This window comes from Mycobacterium sp. (genome assembly GCF_032159765.1).
GTDB lineage: Bacteria > Actinomycetota > Actinomycetes > Mycobacteriales > Mycobacteriaceae > Mycobacterium.
In genome coordinates this window covers 1-7,114 of sequence record NZ_JAVHWM010000064.1, presented here as the reverse complement: position 1 = coordinate 7,114, position 7,114 = coordinate 1, and the positions used below count along the sequence as shown (strand labels likewise).

General features: G+C 64.9%; 10 protein-coding genes. 4 read left to right on the top strand and 6 right to left on the bottom strand.

What is annotated here, in order from left to right; all coding sequences use genetic code 11:
* On the bottom strand, positions 1 to 515 hold a 515-nt coding region (locus QOH60_RS07905; RefSeq protein WP_526418847.1), incomplete at its 3' end, for a serine hydrolase domain-containing protein.
* Between the two features lie 154 nt (positions 516 to 669).
* On the opposite strand from QOH60_RS07905, the gene QOH60_RS07900 reads away from it, so the two are divergent.
* A complete protein-coding gene (locus QOH60_RS07900; protein WP_526418845.1) occupies positions 670 to 1,824 on the top strand; it encodes an alpha/beta fold hydrolase in 1,155 nt (384 codons plus the stop codon).
* A gap of 144 nt (positions 1,825 to 1,968) precedes the next feature.
* Here QOH60_RS07900 and QOH60_RS07895 read toward each other — a convergent pair whose 3' ends face one another.
* Complete coding sequence (locus QOH60_RS07895) at positions 1,969 to 2,427, bottom strand: DUF5994 family protein (protein ID WP_526418843.1); 459 nt, start codon at positions 2,425 to 2,427, stop codon at positions 1,969 to 1,971.
* A 383-nt stretch (positions 2,428 to 2,810) separates the two neighbouring features.
* Positions 2,811 to 2,945, bottom strand: a complete 135-nt coding sequence (locus QOH60_RS07890; protein ID WP_526418841.1) for a hypothetical protein — start codon at positions 2,943 to 2,945, stop codon at positions 2,811 to 2,813.
* A 284-nt stretch (positions 2,946 to 3,229) separates the two neighbouring features.
* Between QOH60_RS07890 and QOH60_RS07885 the strand changes: the two genes are divergently transcribed.
* Positions 3,230 to 4,516 carry a DEAD/DEAH box helicase gene (locus QOH60_RS07885; protein ID WP_526418839.1) on the top strand — a complete coding sequence of 429 codons (1,287 nt, stop codon included), beginning with the start codon at positions 3,230 to 3,232 and terminating at the stop codon, positions 4,514 to 4,516.
* Positions 4,517 to 4,594: 78 nt separating this feature from the next.
* Positions 4,595 to 4,798: a cold-shock protein gene (locus tag QOH60_RS07880; protein ID WP_526418837.1), complete on the top strand. Its 204-nt coding sequence runs from the start codon at positions 4,595 to 4,597 to the stop codon at positions 4,796 to 4,798.
* Positions 4,799 to 4,854: 56 nt separating this feature from the next.
* On the opposite strand, the gene QOH60_RS07875 is transcribed toward QOH60_RS07880, so the two are convergent.
* From QOH60_RS07875 to QOH60_RS07865, 3 genes are all read right to left on the bottom strand, one after another.
* Positions 4,855 to 5,313: a DUF5994 family protein gene (locus QOH60_RS07875; RefSeq protein ID WP_526418835.1), complete on the bottom strand. Its 459-nt coding sequence runs from the start codon at positions 5,311 to 5,313 to the stop codon at positions 4,855 to 4,857.
* Positions 5,314 to 5,348: 35 nt separating this feature from the next.
* The gene (locus tag QOH60_RS07870) at positions 5,349 to 5,489 is read right to left on the bottom strand and encodes a hypothetical protein (protein WP_526418833.1); all 141 of its coding nucleotides are present in this window, start codon (positions 5,487 to 5,489) and stop codon (positions 5,349 to 5,351) included.
* Between the two features lie 125 nt (positions 5,490 to 5,614).
* The gene (locus tag QOH60_RS07865) at positions 5,615 to 6,424 is read right to left on the bottom strand and encodes an SDR family NAD(P)-dependent oxidoreductase (protein WP_526418831.1); all 810 of its coding nucleotides are present in this window, start codon (positions 6,422 to 6,424) and stop codon (positions 5,615 to 5,617) included.
* A 61-nt stretch (positions 6,425 to 6,485) separates the two neighbouring features.
* Between QOH60_RS07865 and QOH60_RS07860 the strand changes: the two genes are divergently transcribed.
* Positions 6,486 to 7,103: a TetR/AcrR family transcriptional regulator gene (locus QOH60_RS07860; RefSeq protein WP_526418829.1), complete on the top strand. Its 618-nt coding sequence runs from the start codon at positions 6,486 to 6,488 to the stop codon at positions 7,101 to 7,103.
* Positions 7,104 to 7,114: the final 11 nt, after the last annotated feature.

Sequence of the window (7,114 nt, the reverse complement as noted above, 5' to 3'; positions counted from 1 at the left end):
CCCGACGTGTGCGTCAGCAACATGCGCACCGTCACCCGTGCCCGCTGTGGATCATTCGCCGCGTTGAACTCCGGCAGATACAGCTGCACCGGATCGTCGAACCACACCTGGCCCTGCTCGTACAGCTGCATGATGGCAGGCGCTGTCGCGAGGACCTTCGTCAACGACGCCACGTCGAACATCGTGTCCTCGGTCATCGGCTCCGCAGGCGCCTGCTTTCCGTCCAGTCCCGGTTCTCCTGCAAGCTTGCGCTCGCCATACGCCTGCTGGAAGACGACCCTGCCGCCGTGGCCGATCAGCAGCACGGCACCCGGAAGCTTGTGTGCCGCAATGGCATCGGTGATGAGCTTCGAGACTGCCGAGAAATCCGGTGCCGGAGCCGGATCCGGCGGCGGCAGCGGCGTGGGTGTCGCACTGGGCGGCGGCGCGGCGACCGGAGCCTGCGTCGTCCGCGCGCTCTCGCGCGGGGCAACTGGCGCGTCGCCCCGCGAGCAACCCGCCACGAAGGTCAGCACGGCCACAAAGACAGCCGCGGCCCGTCGCCCAGATAGATCACGTGTCACTGCACCTGATTATGCGGGAACTCGACCAGCAAGCGACGTAAGCCGCCGGCCTAGAAAATGAAATCTGCGGACAGAACCTGTCCGCTATCGGTGGAAACCTTGAGGCATGACCTCAACCACGGACATCACGCCGTTTCATCTCGCGATCCCCGACGACGCCCTCGACGACCTGGCTCAGCGCCTAGCCCGCACCCGGTTTCCCCCGATTCTCCCCGGCGACGACTGGGACACCGGCGTCCCCGTGTGGTATCTGCGCCAGATGGTCGACTACTGGCGCACCGAATATGACTGGCGCACAGCCGAAGCCGCGATCAACTCCTGGCCGCAGTTCACCACCGAGATCGACGGCGCCACCATCCACTTCCTGCACATCATCTCGCCCGAAACCTCCGCCCTCCCACTACTGCTCACCCACGGCTGGCCCGGCTCGTTCGTCGAATTCCTCGACCTGATCGGGCCGCTCACCGACCCCAAGACCCACGGCGGCGATCCGGCCGACGCCTTCCACCTCGTCATCCCCAGCCTCCCCGGCTTTGGCTTCTCCGGACCCGTTCCCACCAGCGGATGGGACAACGACCACATCGCCCGCGCATGGGCCGAGCTGATGCGCCGCCTCGGATACGACCGATACGGGGTCCAAGGCGGCGACCTCGGCGCCGACGTGTCACCGGCCGTCGGACGCGCCGATCCCAAACACGTTGTTGGCGTGCATGTCAACGGCAGCCTCGGCATGCCCATCAACGACGTCACCGACAACGAACTGGCCACCATGACCGACCTCGAACGCGACCGCGTCGCCCGCGTCAAGACCTTCATGCGCGACGAGTTCGGCTACATCGCCATCCAATCAACCCGCCCGCAGACCCTCGCCGCCGCTCTGGTCGACTCCCCCGCCGGCCAACTAGCCTGGATTCTCGACAAATTCCGCGAATGGACCCATCCGCCCGAGGCCCTACCCGACACTATCGTCGACCGCGACCGGTTGCTGACCAACGTGATGATCTACTGGCTCACCGCGACCGCCGGCTCAGCCGCCTATGTCGGCTACGCCCAGGACATTTGGGGGCCTCCCCCGGAATCGTCCGGTGTGCCCACCGCCGCGATCATGTTCGCTCACGACGTCGGGATCCGCCGCTACGCCGAAGTCTCCAACAACATCACCGTCTGGACCAACGTCGACGACGGCGGGCACTTCGCCGCACTCGAAAAACCCGAGATGCTCACCGAACACGTCCGCGCGTTCTTCCGCGAGCTGAGGTGAGAGTGCCGGCCGCGCCAGGCTGTCGCTGACAGACCCTCGCTCGTTATAGCCTGTGACCTGGGCAAACGGGGTTGTCGCTGAGATACGGGCAGATCGAGTCATGGTCCTCCCGCGTGACGGGTGTGACACCGACTCCGACGCGCGTCACGCCGAGGAGCTACGCCCCCGTCGCCACACTGCCCATAGGGCGCTTTCGACCTGCGCCGTGCGCACGACGTAGTCAGCGGTCTCGAACACCGAAGTATTTTGTTGCGCAAGGGAAATGTCCATAGCGGCCGCTCGGCGCAAGACCATCAGGCCCAGCGCCGACGATGTCATGTGCGGCACCACCAATAGCTTCGCCTTGGCCAGGCGGCCCGAAATCACCATCAGCCGCTGATGTTCTTTGTGCCAGCCCGGTATCGACTGGGCGTAGGCGGTCATCGAGTTCAGGTCAGGCGCGCATTGCGTCGCGGTCCAGTTGACGTCGATATCAATGATTTCGCCGAGCGATGGATGCAGAGCTTCCACAAGATGGGGTAATTCACCGGCCACCGAGCCGCTGTGCGGCCACCAGGCGCCGTCGATGTCGCCGCCAAGCGTCCTCGCAAGCGCGATCCGCACCGGACTGGCACAGCGTCTGGGCCAGCTCAAGCCGTTCACGGCGATGGTGGCGTTACGTCAGCAGCGGTGGTCTCGGATCGGTCAGAAAATGTCGGGTACACCGCCGGTTCTTTCGACGACTCCCCTGACGAAGAGGTTTGCTGAGTTTCGGGGTGAGAAAACAGGTTCGCTGTATCCATAGAGCATGTCCTAAGTTTCAGGGTCGTCCCGTACAGATCGTGATGGGACGAAGGGAGAAGAATTCCAAGCTGATGTGGCGTGGACTTCACGGCGGCAGAACACCGCCTTGCCTTTCAGCCTACACCCAGCATGTCGGACACCCCGTCACCGGACACGGCGTGCGGCCGAAACACATTTCGGTGGAACGAAACTCGTCGCGGCGCTCAGCGCTTCTTGGGATGCAGCAGCGCGTCCGTTGAGGACACACGGTCGGCCTTCGCGCGCTTGACCGCACGCTTTTCTTTGAGGGATTTGCCGGACTTTTTAGTCATTGTCTGGCGCGGAGACTTGTCGGACATCGCTGCCCCGTTCTCTCGGGGGCCTGAGTGGTCCCGGTCACATGACCCTACGCCTCGGCCCGCCGCATTAGGGCCCCGCGCGCCCGTCAGATACACTGGTAGCAACGTTGGCCTCATGAAACTGCTGCCAACCACGTCGTGGAACTCTCATTCATCTGAGCCGTGCTCCCGCACAACGTCTCGCGGCGATCGATTTTGCCCACCGGCAATCTCGCCACCTTGTGCTCGTCCGGCGCGACTCCTCGCGACGACAGCGCGCACCGATGCCTGAAAGGCACCGAAACATGTCTACCGACAAGAATTTTGCCGACCTTGGCGTGCCCGCACCTCTGGTGCGCGTGCTCGCCGACGGCGGCATCACTCAACCCTTCCCTATCCAAGTATCGACCCTGCCCGACACTTTGAAGGGCCGAGATGTGCTCGGCCGCGGCAAGACCGGCAGTGGCAAGACCCTTGCCTTCTCAATTCCGTTGGCTACCAGGCTCTCGCCCAGCAAGCGTCCGTCGCGACCGTCGGGGCTCGTGCTCGCTCCCACCCGTGAGCTCGTCACCCAGATCACCGCGGCCCTGCAACCGCTCGCTGCGGCCTACGGCCTCAAAGTCACCACGATCTTCGGTGGCGTGCCGCAAGGCAGGCAGGTCAGCGCGCTCAAGGCTGGCGCCGACATCGTCGTCGCCTGCCCGGGCCGCCTCGAAGACCTGATGAGACAGCGCCTGATCAGCCTCGACGCCGTCGAGATCACCGTGATCGACGAAGCCGACCACATGGCCGACCTCGGCTTCCTGCCCGGCGTCACCCGCATCCTCGCCGCCACCCCACAGGGCGGCCAGCGCATGATGTTCTCGGCCACCCTCGACAACGGCGTCGACAAACTCGTCAAGCGCTTCCTGCGCAACGAGGTGCTGCACTCCGTCGACGAGCTCAACGCGCCGGTCGCTGATATGACGCATCACGTCTTCCACGTCACGGGCGTGCAGGCCAAAACCGAACTCGTGCACCGGCTCGCATCGGGTACCGGGCGCCGAATCCTGTTCATGCGCACCAAACATCACGCCCGCAAGCTCGCCAAGCAGCTCACCCAGGCCGGAATCCCGTCAGTCGACTTGCACGGCAACCTCTCTCAGCCCGCCCGCGACCGCAACCTGGCCGCGTTCAGTACCGGCGAGGCCCGCGTGCTGGTGGCCACCGACATCGCCGCGCGCGGCGTGCACGTCGATGACGTCGAGCTCGTCGTGCACATCGATCCGCCCGCCGAGCACAAGGCCTACCTGCACCGCTCCGGCCGCACCGCACGCGCCGGCAACGCCGGCGACGTCGTCACCGTCGTGCTGCCCGAACAACGCAGAGAAACCCAGGCGTTGCTGCGCAAGGCAGGCATCCACGTCGCGCCGCAACAAGTGGCCGCCGACTCAGACGCCGTGCATGCGCTCGTCGGCGAGCCGGCGCCCTACCAGGCACCGAAAGCCGCTGCTGCCCAACCCAATCCGCCGCAGCGTCGTCGGCCGGCCACCGGCGCGCCGAGGCGTCGACGCCCGAACCGCCCACGCCGGGCACCGTCGAATTTTCAGTAAGATTGTGCCAATTGCCCCGTGTTAGACTCCCTGGCGGATGTTTTTGGTACATCCACTGGAAATGAGAGAAGTAAGTAAATGGCACAGGGAACTGTGAAATGGTTCAACGGTGAAAAGGGCTTCGGCTTTATCACCCCCGATGAGGGTTCGAAGGATGTCTTCGTCCACTACTCGGAGATCCAGGGCAGCGGCTTCCGCTCGCTCGACGAGAACCAGCGCGTCCAATTCGACATCGAGCAAGGGCCGAAGGGTCCCCAGGCAGTCGGGGTGACCGCGGTCTAAGCCGTCCGTACTCACACGGTGGGCTGGTGCGATCTCGCACCAGCCCATTGGTGTCTCTAGGGCGCCGGCTCCCCGCTGGCCACCCGCATCGCCCACGACGCGCCTTCGGCCTGGGCGGCGCGGACCACGCAATCGGCCGTCTTGAAAAGCTTCGTTTCGCATTGACTGTCCGGAATGCGCAGCCCCGCGGCCATCCGCAACACCATCAATCCCAGCGCGGCCGACGTCATGGACGGCACCACGAGCAGTTTGATGCACTCGCGCTGGCCAGCTACCCGGATCAGCCGTTGCCGCCTGGGACGCGAACCAGGCAGTGTGGCGGTCCCGTAGTACATCGAGTTCAGGTCGGGCGTCCCGTCCGTCGAGGACCAGTTGACGCCGATGTCGGTGATTTCGCCCAGCGGCGGATGCAACGCCGCGATGAGGTCAGGCAATTCGTTGGCGAGCGAGCTGGTGTGCGGCCACCACGCGCCGTCGATGTCGCCACCTAGGAAGTGGGACAGCGCAATTCGCACGGGACGGGCGCATCGCCTGGTCCCGGTCAAACCGTTCACGACGACGGGGTGTCAGATGTTCTTTGCTTCTCGGGCCGATCGGAGAAGGTCGGATACTCGGCGGGCGTCTTGTTGAGCTCGGCCGAAGGCACGGACTGCGGGAGATCCGGGTGGGAAAACAGGGCAGAACTGTCCATTCGGTGTCCTTTTCGAATTAGCAGGGCCGGCGCGTGGCCGACGATCGAATCGCACGCTGATCTTTTTCGCGTAACGCAATTACGAGCCGTGATCACCGCTAATACGAGACGGTCCGCATTCCAGACTACACGGCCGGGATCGCAGTGCGCCTCCCGGGACGCAGCATGCGTCGGCTGATCATCGTCGAGATCCGGCCAGGCATGACGTCTGCGCCGTTGGCCAGCAACCAGTTTCGCCAACCCGGAATCACTACTGGGCGTCCACGATCGAGCGCCCGCAGACCCGCTTTCACCACCGGTTCGGGCTCGGCCAGGTTCTTGTAGACCGCTACGTCAGCAACGTCGGCGTCGAGCGCGTCGACGAAGCCTGTGCGCGTCGGGCCGGGGCAGAGCGCCGTCACGCTGACCCCGGTGCCTCTCGTCTCCGCCCACAGCGCCTGACTGAACGACAACACGAACGCCTTCGACGCCCCATATGTCGCCTGATAGGGCGCCGGCTGGAACGCGATCGTCGACGCCACGTTCAAGATGCCGCCGCGGCCGCGCGCGAGCATGCCCGGCAGCACCGCATGCGTCAGCCGCACCAGCGCGTCCACGTTCACCGCCACCAGCTCGCGCTCGCGGTCCGCATCGGTCTCCGAGACGGGGCCATACGTCCCGAATCCCGCGTTGTTGACCAGGACGTCGACGTCGCGGCCGTCGAGCACATCGATCAAGTCGCGAATTCCCTTGTCAGTTCCGAGGTCTCCGACGACCAGCTCCGCGTGCATCCCCGGCTTCCGTTTCTGCACCCGGTCGCGCACCTGCGCTAGCCGCGACTCGTCGCGCCCCGCCAGGATGAGCGGCATCCCGCGCTCAGCCAACTGCTCGGCGAATAGCGCTCCCAGTCCTGAGCTTGCGCCCGTCACCACTCCCCACGCCGCGTCGTTCGTCATGATCGTTCCTTCCGTTTGGATGTTGACATCGTTCACATAGAGCGATGTTAGCATCGTTAACATGGCAAGGCAACGAAAGATTCCCGTGGCTGAGGCCCAGCGCGACACGTACCACCACGGCGACCTCAAGCGCGCTTTGACCGATGCGGCTCTAGACCTGGTGCAGGAGAAAGGCCCTAAAGGCTTCACGCTGCGAGAGGTGGCGCGCCGGGCCGGCGTCAGCGCCGCTGCCCCCTACCGCCACTTTGCCGATAAGTCAGATCTGCTCGCCGCCGCCGCCACGCAGGGTTTTATCCAGCTGCACGAGGCGCTGAGCGCTGCCAGAGAGGGTGACCCCGTGACTCAGGCGCTGCAGATGGGACGGGCCTACGCGCGCTGGGCCATCGCCCATCCCGACTACTACCAGGTGATGTTCGGTTCGGTGTTGGACAAGACCGACAAGCCCGAAATGCTCACTGCTGGGCTGACCACCTTCGGCGATCTGCTCGACGTCATTGTCCGATGCCAGGAAGCAGGCGTCCTCGGTGCAGGGGATCCCAGCGACATCGCCGGGCCCGTGTGGTCGGTGCTGCACGGCATCTGCATGCTCGCGATCGGCGGGGACTTCAATCATGTTGGCATCGTTGAGGATCCGCAGGCATTGGCCGAGCGTGCATTGCGGGAGTTGCTCTTCGCTTGACCGCACCGCGC

Coding starts and splice junctions, on each gene's coding strand:
- QOH60_RS07890 (WP_526418841.1), bottom strand. CDS start 2,945: ATGTCCGACAAGTCTCCGCGCCAGACAATGACTAAAAAGTCCGGCAAA.
- QOH60_RS07885 (WP_526418839.1), top strand. CDS start 3,230: ATGTCTACCGACAAGAATTTTGCCGACCTTGGCGTGCCCGCACCTCTG.
- QOH60_RS07865 (WP_526418831.1), bottom strand. CDS start 6,424: ATGACGAACGACGCGGCGTGGGGAGTGGTGACGGGCGCAAGCTCAGGA.
- QOH60_RS07900 (WP_526418845.1), top strand. CDS start 670: ATGACCTCAACCACGGACATCACGCCGTTTCATCTCGCGATCCCCGAC.
- QOH60_RS07880 (WP_526418837.1), top strand. CDS start 4,595: ATGGCACAGGGAACTGTGAAATGGTTCAACGGTGAAAAGGGCTTCGGC.
- QOH60_RS07860 (WP_526418829.1), top strand. CDS start 6,486: ATGGCAAGGCAACGAAAGATTCCCGTGGCTGAGGCCCAGCGCGACACG.
- QOH60_RS07870 (WP_526418833.1), bottom strand. CDS start 5,489: ATGGACAGTTCTGCCCTGTTTTCCCACCCGGATCTCCCGCAGTCCGTG.